This window comes from Ruegeria sp. AL12, assembly GCF_056540885.1.
On record NZ_JBQFXN010000002.1, the window covers coordinates 635,673 to 654,223 of the forward strand.

Genomic DNA, 18,551 nt, shown 5'->3' on the forward strand with positions numbered 1-18,551 from the left:
AACCACGTTGGATTGGGTTGCATGAAAGTCCCAAGTACTTTTCATGCAACTCTGTCTCGTGAATTGCGTAGAGAAACAGGTTCTCTTTGTCATAGTCGGCACGACGCGCCTTAGTACGAGAAACTGCATGTCCATCAAAGATACCCTGCTTTACTATTTGCTGACCGCAGCGTCGAAACTCAGCCCACCTTTGTCGCCACGTACGGCAAGGCGGTTCAGAAATTCAGCCAAGAAAAGAGACCCCAAAAGGGGTTGGGACAAACCGGGGCAATCCAACAGGCAGGGTTTTGAAGCCATCGGTCGGGCCGACGAATTCAAACCCTTCGACCCGCCTGCTAAAGCTGAACCCGCAGTGCGGGCGATTGCGCATTACCTGCCGCAATTTCATCCCTTCAAAGAGAATGATGAATGGTGGGGCAAAGGCTTTACCGAATGGTCCAATGTCGGAAAGGCCGTCCCGAATTATCCGGGCCATTACCAACCTCATTGTCCGATTCATCTGGGTTACTACGACTTGCGGTTGCCAGAAATCATGGTCGAACAGGCGCGGATCGCGAAGTCTTACGGGATAGGAGGGTTCTCCTATTACTACTACTGGTTCGGCGGAAAGACCCTGATGGAGCACCCGCTCGAACAAATGTTAGGCAATCCGGAAGTCGACATGCCGTTTTGCCTGACATGGGCAAACGAAAACTGGACGCGCCGCTGGGACGGGCGGGCGCACGACGTTCTTATCGCGCAGAACCATTCGATCGAGGATTCCCTGAACCTTCTGCGTCACGTACGCAAATTTTTTGATGATCCGCGTTATATTCGGATAGATGGGAAACCGGTTTTCATCGTGTACCGAGCGAACATCATACCGAATATCGAGGAAACAACCGCAGCTTGGCGAAAAGAGGCAGAAAGCTGGGGCGAGCCGGACCTGTATCTCATAGCTGCCCAGACTTTCGATATCGGCGACCCCGAGAAACTGGGTTTCGACGCTGCTATGGAGTTCCCTCCGCATCAGGTAAAGCGCACCGACATCACGGATGAGATGGGGATCTACAATCCAGAGTTCACAGGAGCCGTTCTGGATTACCAGGCCGTGGTCGAGGCAGAGCTTCAAAAGCCGGAACCCCGGTACAAGCTGTTTCGGTCCTCTACGCTCTCGTGGGACAATACCGCGCGCAATCAGGATGCCCCCCGGATTATGGGGCGGTTCACGATTGATGCCTACAAGCGCTGGACAGAACATTTGTGCCGCCAGGTTCTTGCGCAGGAAAAATACAGTGCCGACGAAAAAATCGTTTTCATAAACGCGTGGAACGAGTGGGCAGAGGGGACGCATCTGGAGCCGGACCGAAGATATGGCTTTGCCTATCTTCAGGCGACCTATGACGCGTTACCCAAGAAGTCTGAAAGTCAGATCAACACGTGACGCGTCCGACCTTGAGGTTTCGCGGACCTGACGGTTGGCGCCTCTGATATCCTGACGACACATGGTGCCCGGGGTTCCGTATCAATTCTGATCGACCCTATGATGCTGTTCCGTATCGTTCGCGCTGACGGTGCGACCTGCGATTTGGTCGAACATCCATTGTACGGCTTCGTCGCCGTCGGACCGGATATGCCGATAAAGGCGAAGTTCGATCGGAGGCACTTCAACCGGCAGCCTCAACATGCGCAGCCCCATTTCACGCGCGCTGCATTCGGTCAGCGTGGCAACCATATCTGTCTTGTGCAGAATATCCCGGATGTTCAGATAACTTTGCATCTGAAGCCCGAGTTTGCGCCGTGCGCCCAGTTTGCGCAGGACGATGTCGACCGGACTCGCCCCCTGAGGCCGTGAGGAAACATGCAGATGTGTCAGCTGAAGATAGCGCTCCAGCGTCAATGGGCCCGAACCCAGCGGGTGGTCGGGTCGCATGGCACAGACATAGCGGTCCTTCATGATGGTCCGGCTGATCAGATCCGAACTGTCCGGCATCGGAATGTCCGACGCGATATCGATCGTGCCCTGCTGTAACGCCTTGCGCGTATCCCGGCGGGGAATGCGCACGAGGCTGAGTTCGACCTGGGGTGCCGTGCGCTGAAACCCGGACAAAAGCCCGGGCAGGATGATGAGGCTGTGAAGATCGACCAAACTGACCCGGAACAGCCGTTTGCTGGTGAACGGGTCGAACCGTTCACCCTGCGCCGATGCGGCTTGCAACTGGTGAAGAGCGGCTGAGATCCTGTCCGAAATGCTCTCTGCCAGGGCCGTGGGCTGCATCCCCGTGCTGGTCTTCACGAAAAGCGGGTCGTTCAGTGTCTTGCGCAACCGGGTCAGGGCGTTGCTGACGGCCGGTTGCGTGATCGACAGGCGTTCGGCAACGCGGGTCAGATTTCGTTCGGTGTAGATGGCGTCAAAAATAACAAAAAGGTTCAGGTCTATCTTGTTGAGCTTGGTCGTCATGTCATTCACCAGATTTATACCGGCGATCATGCAAGTAAATTTCACAAATGTCATTGGGGGCGGTAAGCTGAATCGTATCCTGGCGGAATACGGAGTTTCATGCATGACCTCATCCGGCCTCGAACTCGATACCGAGCGGCTTTCGACATATTTGGGGCGCCATATCGAAGGCTTCGCCGGCCCATTGTCCTATCAAAAGTTTTCGGGCGGGCAGTCGAACCCAACCTATCTGCTGAAGGCCGGTGGTTCGAAATACGTGCTGCGCCGCAAACCGCCAGGTGACCTGTTACCTTCGGCCCATGCGGTGGATCGGGAATATCGTGTTCTGAAGGCACTTCATGGCACTGCGGTTCCGGTCGCCAAACCTTACGTGCTGTGTGAGGACACGGATGTCATTGGTTCCATGTTCTATGTCATGAGCTTCCAGGAAGGCCGGATTTTCTGGAATCCTGCGCTGCCCGAGTTAGACGTGGCCGACCATCATCCGGTGTTCGATGAAATGATCCGGGTTCTGGCCGCGCTGCATTCGGTTGACACAGGCGCCGTCGGCCTGTCCGACTTCGGCAAGCCGGGAAACTATTTCCAACGCCAATACAGCCGCTGGACCAAACAGTATCGCGCCGCAGAAACAAGTACCCTTCCCGAGATGGAACAGCTTATAGGCTGGCTGTCGCGCAACCTGCCCGATGGTGACGGTTCGGTCAGTCTGATCCACGGTGACTTTCGCATAGACAATTTTATCTTCGCTTCAAATGCTCCGCAGATCGCCGCGGTTCTGGATTGGGAACTGTCGACGCTGGGCCACCCGATGGCTGATCTGGGCTATTTCTGTGTGTGTCTCAGATTGCCGCCCACGGGTCTGATCCGGGGGCTGCAAGGGCTGGATCGCGCTGCTTTGAACATCCCTTCCGAAGCTGAGATGATCGAGCGGTATTGTTCGCTGCGTGACCTGCCGGAGATTGAAAACTGGACCTTCTATCTGGCGTTTTCCTTTTTCCGGATGGCTGCGATTGCACAGGGTGTTTACAGCCGTGCGCTGGCGGGAAACGCATCGAACGAGAACGCAATGGCGTTCAAGGGGCTGGTGGCCCCTCTGGCGCAAATGGCGCTCGACGAAATCGCTGCTGCAACGCACTGAAGAGGATCACAATGGATTTTGCTCTATCGCCACGCGCCACGGAAATGTACGACCAGCTGAAAGCCTTCATGGAGGCGCATATCTATCCGCGCATTCGCGACCACAAAGAGGAAATAGAAGCCGGCAATTTTCCCGTTTCGTTCATGGAAGACCTCAAGTCGCTGGCCCGCGCCGAAGGGCTTTGGAACATGTTCCTGCCCTCCTTGCGGGATGATGAGCCCGGAACGCGGCTCAGCAATCTTGATTACGCGCCCCTGGCCGAGCTGATGGGCCAGGTGAGCTGGTCTTCGGAGGTCTTCAACTGCAACGCGCCGGATACCGGAAACATGGAATTGCTGCACATGTTCGCCACGCCCGAGCAGCGCAAAGACTGGTTGGTGCCGCTGTTGAACGGAAAGATCCGCTCGGCCTTTGCCATGACCGAACCCGACGTGGCCAGTTCGGACGCGACCAACATAACGACATCCATCCGGCGCGAGGGTGACGAATACGTCGTCAATGGCCGCAAGTGGTTCATCACCAATGCGTGCCACCCCAATACCAGACTGTTCATCGTCATGGGCAAAACCGACCCGAACGCCGATCGCCACAAACAGCAAAGCATGATCATCGTTCCAAGGAATACGCCCGGTTTGGAGATCGTGCGCAATCCGACGATTCTGAACATGCACGATCCCGAAGGCCATGCTGAACTGGTGTTCAAGGACGTGCGCGTCCCGGTCGGCAATCTTCTGGGCGAAGAAGGCAGCGGTTTTGCACTGGCTCAGGCGCGGCTTGGGCCGGGGCGAATTCACCATTGCATGCGCTCGATCGGGGCGGCGGAAATGGCACTGAACCTGATGGTGGAACGTGCCCAGGAACGGAAGACCTTTGGCAAGCAACTCTCGGAACAAGGCGTGATCCGTGAATGGATCGCCAAATCCCGGTTGGAAATTGAACAGGCGCGGCTGCTGACCCTGAAGGCGGCCTGGAAAATAGATCAGGTGGGGGCGAAAAAGGCCTTTCGCGAAATATCCCTGATCAAGGTCGTGGCGCCCCAGGTACATGCAAGGGTTACGGATCGTGCAATGCAGGTCTTTGGCGCAATGGGCATGACGCCCGACACGCCATTGGCCGACAGTTACACTTGGGCCCGGGCGTTGCGCTATGCGGATGGACCGGACGAGGTCCATCTTCAGGCTATTGCCAAACAGGAGTTGAAGAATTCCAATTATGGGATGTCGGCGCAGTGGCTGACACCGCCTCTGCGCTAGGTCAGGGCAGGGATGGCATCACCGGACTTTCCCTGAGATATGCAAGCCGAGTTGCCCAGATTGCCTGGGCATTCGGATACGCGGCCTGCCGCGCTATGTTCCGGCGGCAAGCAAGTCACTCGCCTTTTCTCCGATCATGATCGCGGGGGCGTTTGTGTTGCCGCTGACGATTTCCGGCATGATCGAACAATCCGCGACCCGCAGGTTTCCGATGCCGTGCACCTTTAGCGCGGGGTCAACGACTGCGGTTTCATTCGTACCCATCGCGCAGGTCCCTGTTGGGTGATAGATCGAAACGGAATTCGACCTGACCCAGTCCAGCGTGCCCTCGTAATCGTCGGTCGAAAGTTGGGATGTCGGGCGGAACTCTTCGGAAATCTTCGATGCCAGCGGATTGTGCTGTGCGATTCTGCGGGCGATGTTCACGCCGTCGACGATGGTTCGGCAATCCGTTTCCGTCGACAGATAGTTCGGAATGATCTTTACATGCTGTGATGGGTCCGGGCCGTTCAGATGCAGTTCACCCCTGCTTTCCGGCCGCAGCTGGCACACGGACATGGTAAAGGCGGAAAACGGGTGCACGCCTTCGCCGGGGCTGTCGGCGGACCAAGGCTGTACATGGAATTGAATGTCGGGTGTTTCCACGTCCGGGCGCGTTTTCATGAATCCGGTCGCAAGGCTGGCCGCCATGGTCATCGGACCGGCGCGGAACAAAGCGTATTTGAGCGCGATACGGGCCTGATTGATCAGGCTGCGCACCTCGTCATTCAATGTGGGCTCATTGCATTTGAAAACGAGACGGGCCTGCAAGTGATCCTGTAGTCTTTTGCCGACAGTGGGCAAGGCATGGACCGGATCGATGCCGTTTTTCTTCAAGTGGTCCGGATCGCCGATACCCGACAGCATCAGAATCTGAGGAGAGTTGATTGCACCGCCGGACAGGATGATTTCGCGCCGCACCTTAAGGGTTTTCTCATTGCCTGCGCGATCCCGATAGACAAGTCCGGTCGCCTGTTTCCCGTCCAGCGTTACGCGTGTCACCAATGCGTTCGTGATGATGTTCAGGTTTTGTCGGTTTCGAATGGGTTTCAGATACGCCACGGCCGAGCTGCACCTGCGCCCATTGCGCGTGGTCAGCTGAAAATACCCTACGCCTTCCTGATCTGCGCCGTTGTAATCCGGATTGAACGGGTATCCCGCGGCTTGCGCTGCCGCGACCCATGCGTCGCAGATCGGTCGCTGAATGCGCATGTTCGACACCGACAGCGGCCCTCCGACGCCGTGATACGGATCTTCGCCGCGTTCTTGATCTTCGCTGCGTTTGAACAGAGGCAGCACGTCTTCCCAGCCCCAGCCGACATTCCCCATCTGGCGCCAGCGGTCATAATCTTCTTTTTGGCCGCGCACATAGAGCAGACCGTTCAGTGAGGATGAGCCGCCCAGCACCTTGCCGCGTGGCCAGTCGATCGAGCGCCCGTTCAGGCCCGGATCGGGCTCGGTCCTGTAACACCAGTCCACCGAAGGGTTGTGCATGGTTTTGAAATAGCCAACCGGGATGTGGATCCAGGGATTGGTGTCGCGGCCGCCAGCCTCCAACAACGCGACGGTCGTGTTGGGGTCGGCGCTGAGCCGATTGGCGATGACACAGCCCGAAGACCCCGCGCCAACTACCGCATAATCCACTTCCATGACCGCCTCCTTCCAACGTCGTTGAAAAAAACTCTATGCAAGATGCAAGAAATATACTAGCCTTTTTTGATACAAAACGTCTCAATAATTGCGAACAGGGAGGTAAGCAATGGAGATTGGTCGGAAACTGAGTGGTATTTCTCGGCGGGATTTTTTCCGGGTGGCAGGGCGCTACGGCATGAGCTCGACGCTGCTTGCAGCAGGAGGGTTTGGCGGGGCAATGAGCCTGGCCAATCTGGCGCAAGCGGCGGAATCCACGTATGAAAAACGCTTTTCGAAAGAACCGAAGCACACGTTGAAATTTGGTGCGTCGGGCTTCAACACCCGCAACCTGCTGATCGAGCGCGCCGGCGCCATCGAGTTTGCACGCGACCTGGAAGAACGCACCGATGGCGAGATTCGGATCGAGTTCATCGGCGACAACCAGATCTGCGGACAACTCAGCTGTGTTGAAAAAACCCAGCAGGGAATCGTCGATATCTACGCAGCCTCGACCCAGAATTCGGCCGGCGGTGCGCCTTATCTGAACGTCCTGGACTATGCCTATATGTTCCCCAGCCGGGCGGCGCAGTATCATTTCTTTTACAGCCCCGCCAGCCAGCGCATCCTGCGCGACCCGCTTGAAAAGCGTCACGGGCTGAAATTCCTGTTCACCCATTGTGAATTGCGTGGTCTGCAAATGGGCTCGACCTTTGCCGACAAGCCGACCGTCACCAAGCTGGAAGAGTTGTTCGGCACCAAGAACCGCGTGACCGGTACGCAGCTGGGTCGGATCGCGATGCAACTGCTGAACCTGAACCCTGTTCCGGTGGCATGGGAAGAGACGCTGGATGCGCTCAAGACCGGTCTGATCGACGGTGCGGAAACCTGGGCCTCGGCGGTGGCATATGCGAACATGGCACCTGTGGTCTCGCAATCGGTGAACCTGAAGTTCTTCTGCGGTACCGAACACACTTCGATGTCTGCCAAAGTGTTCGACGGGCTGGGCGGTGAATTGCAGGATGCCGTGATGGAGTCTTCCTACTTCACACAGGCGTTGATCCAAGGTGCGAACGAGGCGGCACTACTGAACACTGTCGGATTCTCGGATCCGCAATTGCCGCAAACCATTTTTGCGGAAAACGGCGTGCGCCCGGCCTTCCTGCCGGAGGACCAGATCAAGCTGGCCGAAGAAATGTGCGCTCCGAACTACAACCCCGAGCCGTGGGCGCAGTGGCGCGAGCGGCTGAACAAATGGGCCGGTGGCATCGACACATACCAGGAGATCTACGACATCGCGCGCGAGATCCCAGCGGACACGCTGCCGGAAAATGTCGAGCCGCGCCGCTGGTGGAAGGGCGAGGCCTGATTAGACTGCCAGAACCGGCCCGAACGGGCCGGTTCAATCAATACCCACTGGGAGGACGGGCTTCATGTCACTTTGGGCAGATATTGGCGCAATATTCAGCGCTTTTCTCAGCCAGGATTCTTTCGAGATTCAACTTGCTCTGGAATCCGACGCCGCTTGGATCGTTGGTGCGGTCGTTGCCGCGATCGGGGGTTTGCTGGTCATGCTGATCTATCGCAAGGTGCCGTTGATCGAACGTCATCTGGAACGGTCGGTCATGGTGTATTCCTATCTTGCCATCGCGCTGATCATTTTCTGGGGCGTGATCGACCGGTTTGTCTTCAATGATCAGGAACCCTGGTCCACGACCATTCCTCCGCTTCTTTTCATGGTGATGGCCTGGTTTGGAGCGTCCTACAACGTACGCCTGCGCACGCACCTGAGTTTCAGTGAATTCCGCACCGCCATGCCCCGCGGCGGGCAACTGGCCTGCCTGTTTCTTGACGCGGTGCTGTGGTTCATCTTTGCGGTGATCGTCATCGTGACCACCTCGCGACTGGTGGCGCTTTCGGCCTCGAACTTTCAGATCGTTCTGGGCACGGACAATATCATGCAGTGGTGGTTCCTGCTGGCTGCTCCATTGTCATTCTTCTTGATGGTCGGTCGCGTGTTTCAGAACCTCGCCGATGATTTGCACAACTGGAAAACAGGCGAGCCGTTGATCAAGCAGGCCGTGATCGGGGCAGACTGATGACAGACGGAACACTTGTTACACTGATCTCGCTGGGGGTCACCTTTCTGTTCATGCTGGGCGTGCCGGTGCTGCTGGTCATCGGTTACTGGGTCATTGGATGTTCCTTTGTCCTTGGTCTGACGCTGGACAATATGGGGGCCGAACTGCTGAACGTCTTCAACAAGGGCTTCGCCCTGTTGGCGATGCCGCTGTTCATCTTGACCGGAGACCTGATCAACAAATCCGGTATCGCGCGACGGCTCAGTGATTTTGCCTATGCCTGTTTGGGCTGGATACGCGGCGGACTTGCAATGGCGTCGCTGGGTGCTTGCGGGCTGTTTGCGGCGATTTCGGGGTCGAACTCGGCCACGACGGCGACCATCGGGTCGATGCTGCACCCCGAGATGGTAAAGGGCGGCTATGACGAACGGTTCAGCGCCGCGACCGCTGCTGCGGGCGGTACTGTCGGTATCATCATTCCCCCTTCGATCATCTTCATCGTCTATGGCTTTCTGATGAACCTGCCGATTTCCGAATTGTTCGTGGCCGGAATTTTGCCCGGTGCGCTGATGGTCATAGGGATGCAACTGGCATGCTGGATCATCTGCCGCATGAACGGGTGGGGCTATCTGATCCCGCTGCAATTGAACCGGGTGCTGAAAACCGCCTTTGGTGCCTGGCTTGGCTTTTTCGCCATCGGTCTTGTGCTCTGGGGCATTTATACCGGCAAGTTCTCACCGACAGAGGCCGCCGGCGTGACCGTGGGCTTTTGTGTCATCGCGGGGCTGGTCAGCTACCCGATCAACCGCATCATGGGGGCCCGGAACGATATACCGCCGACCGAAAAGAGCTTCGCTGAAATGTTCGTGGTCGAAGGGTTCACGATCCCAGAGATTCCCTCAATCGTCATCAGGTCTGCCCAGATTACGGGTATCCTGGCCCCGTTGATCGCAATTTCGGTTGTGATGCAGCAAATCCTGTCCCTACTTGGCGCACAGGAAACAATCGGAAACTTCGTGACCTCCATGGGGGGGTACCATGCGGTTCTGTTCACATCGATGGTGATCGTCTTCTTTTCAGGCATGGTGTTGGAAAGCCTTCCGGTCACCATCATCCTGGCCCCGATCCTTGCGCCAATCGCAGCCTCGGTTGGAATTGATCCAATCCATTTCTCGGTCATCTTCCTGGTCGGTGCATCCATCGGGTTTATCACACCACCATATGGGCTTAACCTTTACGTCGCTTCCGGCGTGACCGGTGTGCCGTATTTCCGGTTGCTGCGCTATACGGTGCCTTACTTGGTGGCCCTGCTATCCGTCTGGATATTGGTGTCGCTGGTGCCCGAACTGGCCTTGATCCTTCTGCCAAACAACTAGAATGTGAAGGGATGGCCGAGACCGACACAAAAGACCGAGAAACTCAGATTCCCACCAACCTGCGCCTGTTGCTGATCCTGGAAGAGGTGGCACGGCGCGGGGTGGCGGTCAAACCCTCGGATTTGATCGATGCATTGGGATTGGCCAAGCCCACAATCCATCGTCTGTTGCAAACGGCAGAGGCAGAAGGGTTCTTGCAACGCGATCTTGACGGACGGTCCTATGGTCCGGGCAGAAGACTGCGGCTGTTGTCCGTGAATACCATGTCCGCCGAGCATCTGCGGACCGCGCGTCTCGCCATCCTGCGCGGCGTGGCCGACGAAGTGGGCGAAACCTGCAATCTGGCCATCCCGGATCGCGAAGGCATGATCTATCTTGACCGGGTGGAAACAGAATGGCCGTTGCGGATTCAATTGCCGATCGGAACCCAGGTGCCGTTCCACTGCACGGCCAGTGGCAAGATGTACCTTTCCACCTTGCGCCCCAAAACTCTGAACGGGTTTCTGTCAGCCGGAAAGCTGAAGGAGCAGACCGCCCGTTCTTTAACAGAGCCGAAGGCCCTGCTGAGTGAAATCAAGATCACGGCCGAGCGGGGATTTTCCACCGACGACGAAGAATTCATGGCGGGCATGGTGGCGATCGCCGTGCCGGTGCAGGACGCGCAGGGCAGGCTGGTTGCCACGCTTTCAGTTCATGCCCCGACGCAACGGCATGATGTCGGCAGTCTGAAGTCATTTCTAGGCACCTTGCGCCGGGGTGCAGAAAAACTGTCGCAGCTGTTGGGCGAGTAAGTGGCGCACCAGATAATCGGCAATCGAACAACATCAGGGTTGTGTTGTCAGGCCCGGACTGTGTTCCAAAGCTTAGTGATCGCCGAATGCCTGCCGAGATCGACCGTGACCTGACAACTCGGGCGATTGGTTTCGCTCAGTTTCCCCGGGCGAGATTGAACGGTGGATTACGTCCTCACAAATATAGAAAACCCATGATCAGGCCAACAGTCATTCGTGGCCGTGATTCCTTGGATGCCGCAAATCCAATGCGGGGTTTGTTTGTTTTCCAATAGATCGCCGGGGTACGCCAATAGGTGTCGTACCTAAGCGCCCAGCATCTCAAGAACTGCGTCGCGTTCTGACAGGACAAGCAACAAGGCAAGATCGCCCTGCTCAAGTTGTTTCAGAATCCCGGCGGCGGCCTGAGAAGGGGATGGGGCCCTTTGGATCTGATCAGCGTTGTATCCGTGCTTCAAGGCCGTCCCTTCGATCAGGTCCGGGATTTCTCCAAACGCCCGGCCTCTCAGATAGCCTTCCAGTTCGGCTGCAACGATTACGTCAGGTTGGAATTTCAAAGCCGCCGCGGTGACGTCCCGAATGTCCTGATCCGATCTGTCGCCCGCATGGCTGAGCATGATAAAGCGACGTTTTGCCGGAAGTCCTGACAGCGCATCGCACACGGCAGAGATCGAGTGCGGGTTATGTGCGAAATCTACAAAAACACGGGCGTCATGATAGTTGAACTCGTTGCAGCGCCCCGGATTGTCCTTTGCATCGGGTTTGAAACCGGCCAATCCATCTCGCACTGCCGGAAAGGGTAGGTTCAGCGCCAGAGCAAGGCACATGGCGGCCAAGGCGTTCAGGGTGTTGTATTTCGCCGCCCCGCCCATGGTCAGGGGCACGTTTGACACGGCAATCACCGACTTTTCGGAAGTGCCATCGAAAAACACGATATTTTCCTGCTGCACATAGGCGCAGCAATTGCCGGAATCGCGTGCCTCACGGATCAGATCCGCTTGTGCATCCAAGGAAAACCACCAGATATTTGCCGACGTGTTTTTTGCCTCGGCACGGACATACGCATCATCAGCGTTCAGAACCAGCACGCCACCATCGGTAAGTGTGCGATGCACGGCGAACTTCGCCTGTGCCAGTTCCGGCACGGTATTGACGCCGTACTGTCCCAAATGGTCATTCGCAACATTTGTGACCGCGGCCGCCGAGGCCGCACGAGTTGGCAGGCCACGGCGCAGAATACCCCCGCGGGCCACTTCAAGGCAGGCGATCTCAAGGCGCTTGTCGCGCAGCAGCATCCGGCCGCCACCCGGGCCCGAGTAATCGCCTCGGTCCAGAATGTCGTTGCCGACCCGCACAAACTCGGTCGAGGTCAGCCCTGCAACTTTGCCCGAAGCCCGCGCGATCGCCTCAAGCAACCGGGTCGTCGTGGTCTTGCCATTGGTGCCGGTGATGAACGCAACTGGAATGTTGTGAAGGCTGGACCAGTCCACGTCATCAGGGACGGGCAGGGCGTCAACCGGCCAGACCTGACTACCTGTACCGTGCCCGATTGAAACCTCATCGTCGTCGCACAGAATATCCACGCCATGCGCCTCGGCCGCTGCGATCAGGTCGATCAGGCGGGGATTGGCTTCTTTGACCATAACAGCTTTGACATCGGCCACCATTTGATCAAAGTCACCGGGAGTTGCATCCAACAACTCCGCGGCACAGAAGTGCCACGCCGTCTGCACCGCGAAGATCGCCGAATACAGCTGATCCATTGGTGCGGAAATCGCCAGATTTACGCCGCCAGTGAATGTGCGATGGGTCAAATCCTGATCCGTCCATCCCAGCGCGTCCAGCACTCGCCGGGCGTTTTTTTCCCACAGGGCCGAGACCGTGGATGGATCAATTCCGGTGAAAAATACATCCATCACCGCGCCGGGTTTGTTCCACAAAAGGCCAGGCCCCGTCAGACGCCGGGCGTCGTCGACCTGAATATGATCAGCGGTCGCACTTATTATGGTCAGCGCGGTTTCAAGCTCTTCAATCCGGTCCATTCCGGTGCCCTCGCTCAGTCCGCGTCTTCGCTGTTTTCACGCGCCAGGCGCACACCGCGCTCGTCCCTGATCAAATTCTGATCGTTTTCGAACATGTCCTCGAAGGATGTGTCGACGGCCGTGGTCTTAGGTACAGCCTCGGCATCTGGGGTTGCACCGTCAGAGCTGAAATAGATGATCTGTTTCCAGCAGCGCGTAGTGTCGTCGCCGAAAATTACCAACAGATCCCCCGGTGCCGCTTGTTGCAGCCCGGCATTTACGGCCTCGACCTCATCCGGGATAACCGTAATGGATGCGTCGTCAACGCCATTGTCGATCAGTGCCTGACGCATCATCCGCGGTACTTCATCATGTCCTCGGCCTCTGCGGCGGTCATCGGCCTTGCAGATGAAATGGTCAAAATGCCCGGCCAGCGCGGCAGCTCCGTCGATGATATCTTCATCGCGCCGGTCGCCGGGCATGGCAACGACACACAATCGGCGACCTTTGATCTCCAATTGATCCGCCAACGCGGCCATCGCGTTGAGAGCGGCGGGGTTGTGGCCGTAATCCAGAATGACCTTGAACGGATGTTCGTCATAGACGTTCATGCGCCCCGGCGCCTGGAAATAGCTGGTATCGAAGGTGCGTAACCCATGCCGGATGTTGTCCAGATCGACCCCGAAGCTGTAGGCCATGGCGGCAGCAAACATGGCGTTTTGAACGTTGAAGATCGCTTTGCCTTCCAGTGCGGCGGGGATCAGATGCGACCACAGGACCGGAATGTGAAGCCCGTTGTCATAGATCGTCAGCATGTCTCCATTCATGCCTTTTTCCAGAACAATGGCCTTTCCGCCCGCCTTGATATGTTCCTTAACCAGGCTGTGGCCGGGATTGGTCGTGACGTAGAAAATCTGATCCGCCCCGGCGTAGTCAGCCATTTTCAGACAATTGATGTCATCAGCATTCAGAACCGCCGTATCCGTCGCGCTTTCCACCACCACGCGTTTCACCACGGCCAGTTCCTCGACTGTGTTTATGCCGCCAAGACCAAGATGGTCGGCCGAAACGTTAAGGCATGCCGCCACGTTCGAGCGCTGGTATCCCAGACCAGACCGCACAAGCCCGCCGCGCGCGGTTTCCATCACGGCAAAATCAACCATCGGGTCGCGCAAGACGATCTGCGCGGATTTTGGCCCGGTCATGTCACCCTTGACGCTCAGCTTACCATCGACATAGACCCCGTCGGTCGAGGTCATGCCAACGGTTTTGCCGCTGGTCTTCATAATATGGCCCAGCATTCGGGACGTCGTCGTCTTGCCGTTGGTGCCGGTGATCGCGGCGATCGGAATGCGGGTTTCCTCATTGGCTGGAAACAGCATGTCGATCACTTTGCCGGCTACATCGCGCGGTTGTCCTTCGGATGGCGCCACATGCATGCGGAAACCGGGTGCGGCGTTCACTTCGACAATGGCACCGCCGATATCTTTGTACGATTTGGTGATGTCATCGATCAGGAAATCGACGCCGCCAACATCCAGCCCAACCGCCATTATGGCTCGTTCCGCCATGTCGCGGTTGTCGGGATGGACCACATCTGTCAGGTCGATCGCAGTGCCGCCGGTCGAAAGGTTTGCCGTCGAACGCAGATAGAAAATTTCACCGTCCGGCAAGACGGTCTCTTCGGTTACGCCTGCGGCATCCATAAGGCGCCTGGCCTGAGTATCGATCTCGAGCATGGTCAGCACTTTTTCATGCCCGATGCCCCGACGCGGGTCTTCGTTCACGATATCGACCAACTCGGCAATCGTGTGCGTACCATCACCGACCACATGGCCTGGAACCCGTTTTGCCACCGCAACAAGCTTGTTGTTCACCACAAGCATCCGGTGATCGAACCCGGTGACAAAGCTCTCCACCAGAATGGCGCGGCTTCGGGAATGTTCCTTTGCTTCGGCGAAGCCAGCCTCGACCTCTTCATCCGAATTCAAATTGATCGAAACGCCCCGCCCATGATTGGCATTCAATGGTTTGACGACCACCGGATGGCCAATGCGCGCTGCAGCGCGCACAGCTTCGCGTGCGGAATAGACCATGCGCTGCTGTGGAACCGGCAGGCCAAGATCGTTCAGCAGGTTGTGGGTATCTTCCTTATCGCAGGAAATCTCGACCGAGATATGTTTGGTCTCGGATGTAATCGTCGCCTGAATGCGTTTCTGGTATTTGCCGTGCCCGAATTGCACCAGCGAGCCAGAGTTGAGTCTGATCCAGGGAATGTCGCGTTCTTGCGCCGCCTTGACCAGCGACCCGGTCGACGGGCCGAACTCCTTGCGCTGTGCGCGCAGAACAAAGCTGCGCAGTTCGTCGTCCCAGTTAAAGTCCGGGTCGAAATCGTAATCCACCAGATCTTTCAGGGATTGAGGCAACAGATGCATCAGCAACCGCATTGCCAGCTTCCCTGCGTCCAGCCCAACGTCGCGCTGACGGTATTCATACACCATGTTGTACTGGCCCGGCTCACCTGTGCCGCGTGTCCGGCCAAAGGTCACGTCAGTGCCCGCTACGTTCTGAACTTCGATAGCACAATGTTCCAGAACGTGACCCAGCCACGTGCCTTCGTCTTCACGCAGACGGCGGATGAAACCTCCGGGTTCGCGGTAGGAACAGCCATGCTCCGCAAGGCCAGGAAGCGCTTCGATCAACGCGTCGATAAACTCGGAACCAATTTTTGCCGATGGCCACTCTTCCAGAATACCCAGATCGATGACGTGGCGTATAACCGGGAAACTTGCCCAGACATTCGGGCCGACAAAGACATTGGTCGAGATTATTTTCATGAGGCTCCCCGTTGGTTAGCTTTTGTTCCCCCCGTTGGCGGCCTCTTCCCCGGACAAATCCGGCAAGGTGCAGAACGCCAAATGCTCATCCGGCGGAAAAGCCTGGCGAGCCGTCAGGTCATAACGGCACCCTTCACCCAGAACGTCAAGCCGAAGTCCCAGAAGGCTAAGCGCTTCGCCCCGCCGGGCATCCCACATTGATGAATGAGTCAACTGACTGGCATCCACGACAGTAACCGAGCCGCTGCCGATGACTTCAAAGACATTGTCGGGCCCAATGAAGGCGGCCGTATCTTCGTCAATTCCCAAACCAATCAAAAATGGGTTGAAAGATGAAGCCGTTAGCAGGCGACCCAGACGATTACGCTGGGTGAAATGCTGATCTATGATGACGGCATTGGTCAGGCCCATACCTGGTGCAAGTGTAATGTTGCCTTCCGCCGGGGCCGAGTTGCTGCTGCCACCGGCAACCATGTGTTCAGACATGATCGAAGCACCCGCCGAAGTTCCGGCAACCGGAACACCGGCTGCATTCCGTCGGCGTATTTTTTGGGCGACCAGAGTTCCCCCAAGAATCGCTGACAGGCGCAACTGGTTTCCACCTGTCATGAAAACTCCGGTCGCTCGATCAAGCATCTCGACATACTCGGGGTTGTCGCAATCCGCCCTGCGCGAGATAGGCAGGAACTCTACTTTGCCCGCACCCAGTTCGGAAAAGATACGGTTATAATCGGGCCCGGTTTCTTCCAGCATCGAGGCTGTCGGGATCACGACGATGTCGGCATCGCTGCCGCCGGAAAGCTCAACGAACTTGCGATGGATCTGCATTTCCTTGACGCGATCTTCGCCGCCCCCGATCGGGATAATGAACCCGCGTGGGGTCTCTGCATCAATGGGTGCAGGGCACATGTGTTAACTACCTTCCGGTGCTGAAGCGGGCAGTCACCGGGGACCGCGCGGACGCTTTGAACTGTTCATGCATGCCACGTCGGGCTATTTGGCCTTCGCGGACATGCTGCTCCCCCCCCGGCCATCACATGCCGTACAGCAAGGTTTTCGTCAAGAACCACCAGATCGCCGTCCATTTCCGCCTTCAGGCGCCCATTGCGATTCGGTTCTAGCACATCGGTCACGTTTGAGGTGAATGGCGCACGCGCATCGAACAGGGACATTCCCCGATCTATGAGGTTGCTCGAAGTCACGGATGGCCTCCTGCCGAAACGCGTCGGATCGCCATCATGGAAACGATACGCGCGTTGCCGCCGCCCTGGCGACATTCACGACAACCCATCTGCATCGAAATGACCGCCGCAGCGTCTACATCGAAACCCGCAGCCTGAACACGGCTTCTACATATAGGTAAAAACAAACACCCGGGACTGGTCGTCCCGGGTGGTGTTTTTGCGGGCTTTTCAAGTTTTTGCCCGACAACTATCCAGCGACACTCAGATGTCGAATTTGACGCCCTGGGCCAGTGGAAGTTCGGCCGAGTAATTCACGGTGTTGGTCTGTCGGCGCATATAGGCTTTCCACGCGTCCGAACCGCTTTCGCGCCCGCCGCCGGTTTCCTTCTCTCCGCCAAAGGCGCCACCGATCTCTGCCCCTGAGGGCCCGATATTGACGTTGGCAATACCGCAATCGGATCCGGCTGCGGACAGGAACTGCTCGGCCTCGCGCATGTTCAGGGTAAACACGCAGGATGAAAGGCCTTGCGGTACGTCATTCTGAAGCTCTACCGCGTCGTCGAAATCGTCATAGCCCATGACGTATAGGATCGGCGCAAAGGTTTCGGTTTTCACGGTCGCGGTCTGACCCGGCATTTCGACAATCGCAGGTTCCATGTATACGCCTGCTGGAACGCCTTCGGTAACGCGGTTGCCGCCGAACACTGAACCGCCTTCCGCTTCGGCCGCTTTCAAAGCCGCGGTCATCGCCGCACCCGCCGCTTCGTCCACAAGCGGTCCAACCAACGTGCCGTCTGTCAGAGGATTGCCGATGGGCAGACCCGAATAGGCTTTTTTCAGACGGCTCACCAGTTCTTCGCGGATCGAGTTGTGCACGATCAAGCGACGCAGCGTGGTGCAGCGTTGACCGGCGGTACCAACTGCCGAAAAGACAATCGCGCGCACAGCCATCTCCAAATCAGCCGAAGGGCCGACGATCATTGCGTTGTTGCCACCCAGTTCCAAAATGCACTTGCCAAAGCGCTGTGCGACGATGGGGGCGACAGCGCGGCCCATGCGGGTCGATCCCGTGGCCGAGATCACCGGAACATCTTCACTGGCCACCAGTCTTTCTCCCAGATCGGCGCCACCGATAAGCGTTTGCAGCAGACCGTCCGGCGCATCGCCAAACCGGGCCAGGGCGCGTTCGAAAATCTTTTGACAGGCCAGCGCCGTCAGCGGGGTTTTTTCGGACGGTTTCCAGATCACCGGATCACCGCATACGAGGGCCAGAGCAGCATTCCACGACCAAACCGCGACCGGGAAATTGAACGCGGAAATCACACCAACCGGGCCAGCAGGATGCCAGGTTTCCATCATCCGGTGGCCGGGACGTTCGGACGCGATGGTCAGACCATAAAGCTGACGCGACAGGCCGACGGCAAAGTCACAGATGTCGATCATCTCCTGCACTTCGCCCAGACCTTCCGAGGTGATCTTGCCCGCTTCCCAACTGACCAGTGCGCCCAGGTCATCCTTGGCCGCGCGCAGCTCTTCACCCAACAGGCGGATCAGTTCACCCCGGCGTGGGGCGGGGACCACGCGCCATTCCCTGAACGCGGCCTTTGCACGGGAAAAGATGGATTCCATGTCCGAGATCGGCGTCTCGTGCACTTCGGCCAGCAGGCTTCCGTCAATCGGCGACGTGACCTTTAGCGTGCCGCCTTTCAGTTGGGCCTCGGTCAGATCCAGGTTTGCAAGCGTGGTTTGGGCTGTCATTACG

General features: G+C 57.4%; 13 protein-coding genes. 7 read left to right on the forward strand and 6 right to left on the reverse strand.

The features are described 5' to 3' along the window. The first annotated feature begins 127 nt into the window (after nt 1–127). Entirely contained in the window at nt 128–1,423 is a 1,296-nt protein-coding gene (locus ACR0C6_RS10710; protein ID WP_480619206.1) for a glycosyltransferase WbsX family protein, read from the forward strand. 81 nt (nt 1,424–1,504) lie between these two features. On the opposite strand, the gene ACR0C6_RS10715 is transcribed toward ACR0C6_RS10710, so the two are convergent. Beyond that, nucleotides 1,505–2,440 carry a LysR family transcriptional regulator gene (locus tag ACR0C6_RS10715; RefSeq protein ID WP_480619208.1) on the reverse strand — a complete coding sequence of 312 codons (936 nt, stop codon included), beginning with the start codon at nt 2,438–2,440 and terminating at the stop codon, nt 1,505–1,507. 103 nt (nt 2,441–2,543) lie between these two features. Here ACR0C6_RS10715 and ACR0C6_RS10720 point away from each other — a divergent pair, with 103 nt between their 5' ends. Together ACR0C6_RS10720 and ACR0C6_RS10725 are read left to right on the forward strand one after the other, a co-directional pair. Then, on the forward strand, nt 2,544–3,578 hold the full coding sequence (locus tag ACR0C6_RS10720; RefSeq protein WP_480619210.1) for a phosphotransferase family protein: 1,035 nt from the start codon (nt 2,544–2,546) through the stop codon (nt 3,576–3,578). Between the two features lie 11 nt (nt 3,579–3,589). Beyond that, nucleotides 3,590–4,831: an acyl-CoA dehydrogenase family protein gene (locus ACR0C6_RS10725; protein ID WP_480446998.1), complete on the forward strand. Its 1,242-nt coding sequence runs from the start codon at nt 3,590–3,592 to the stop codon at nt 4,829–4,831. Between the two features lie 93 nt (nt 4,832–4,924). On the opposite strand, the gene ACR0C6_RS10730 is transcribed toward ACR0C6_RS10725, so the two are convergent. Next, entirely contained in the window at nt 4,925–6,520 is a 1,596-nt protein-coding gene (locus tag ACR0C6_RS10730) for a GMC family oxidoreductase (protein ID WP_480447000.1), read from the reverse strand. Between the two features lie 109 nt (nt 6,521–6,629). On the opposite strand from ACR0C6_RS10730, the gene ACR0C6_RS10735 reads away from it, so the two are divergent. The 4 genes from ACR0C6_RS10735 to ACR0C6_RS10750 all read left to right on the forward strand — a co-directional run bounded on the left by ACR0C6_RS10735 (nt 6,630) and on the right by ACR0C6_RS10750 (nt 10,747). Beyond that, on the forward strand, nt 6,630–7,868 hold the full coding sequence (locus ACR0C6_RS10735) for a TRAP transporter substrate-binding protein (protein WP_152460475.1): 1,239 nt from the start codon (nt 6,630–6,632) through the stop codon (nt 7,866–7,868). Nucleotides 7,869–7,932: 64 nt separating this feature from the next. Further along, nucleotides 7,933–8,598 carry a TRAP transporter small permease gene (locus tag ACR0C6_RS10740; protein ID WP_152460474.1) on the forward strand — a complete coding sequence of 222 codons (666 nt, stop codon included), beginning with the start codon at nt 7,933–7,935 and terminating at the stop codon, nt 8,596–8,598. Next, nucleotides 8,598–9,956 (forward strand): TRAP transporter large permease, encoded by a 1,359-nt coding sequence (locus ACR0C6_RS10745; RefSeq protein ID WP_171636325.1) that lies wholly within the window; start codon nt 8,598–8,600, stop codon nt 9,954–9,956. The genes ACR0C6_RS10740 and ACR0C6_RS10745 overlap by 1 nt, the downstream gene beginning before the upstream one ends. Before the next feature lie 11 nt (nt 9,957–9,967). Then, nucleotides 9,968–10,747 (forward strand): IclR family transcriptional regulator, encoded by a 780-nt coding sequence (locus tag ACR0C6_RS10750; RefSeq protein ID WP_480447001.1) that lies wholly within the window; start codon nt 9,968–9,970, stop codon nt 10,745–10,747. A 305-nt stretch (nt 10,748–11,052) separates the two neighbouring features. Here the strand turns inward: ACR0C6_RS10750 and ACR0C6_RS10755 are convergent, their stop codons facing one another. The 4 genes from ACR0C6_RS10755 to amaB form a co-directional block, all read right to left on the reverse strand. Beyond that, a complete protein-coding gene (locus tag ACR0C6_RS10755) occupies nt 11,053–12,789 on the reverse strand; it encodes a Mur ligase family protein (RefSeq protein WP_480447002.1) in 1,737 nt (578 codons plus the stop codon). A gap of 14 nt (nt 12,790–12,803) precedes the next feature. Continuing rightward, nucleotides 12,804–15,605 carry a cyanophycin synthetase gene (cphA, locus tag ACR0C6_RS10760; protein WP_480447003.1) on the reverse strand — a complete coding sequence of 934 codons (2,802 nt, stop codon included), beginning with the start codon at nt 15,603–15,605 and terminating at the stop codon, nt 12,804–12,806. 15 nt (nt 15,606–15,620) lie between these two features. Beyond that, entirely contained in the window at nt 15,621–16,514 is an 894-nt protein-coding gene (locus tag ACR0C6_RS10765; protein ID WP_152460469.1) for a cyanophycinase, read from the reverse strand. Nucleotides 16,515–17,050: 536 nt separating this feature from the next. Continuing rightward, entirely contained in the window at nt 17,051–18,547 is a 1,497-nt protein-coding gene (amaB, locus tag ACR0C6_RS10770) for an L-piperidine-6-carboxylate dehydrogenase (RefSeq protein WP_480619255.1), read from the reverse strand. Nucleotides 18,548–18,551: the final 4 nt, after the last annotated feature.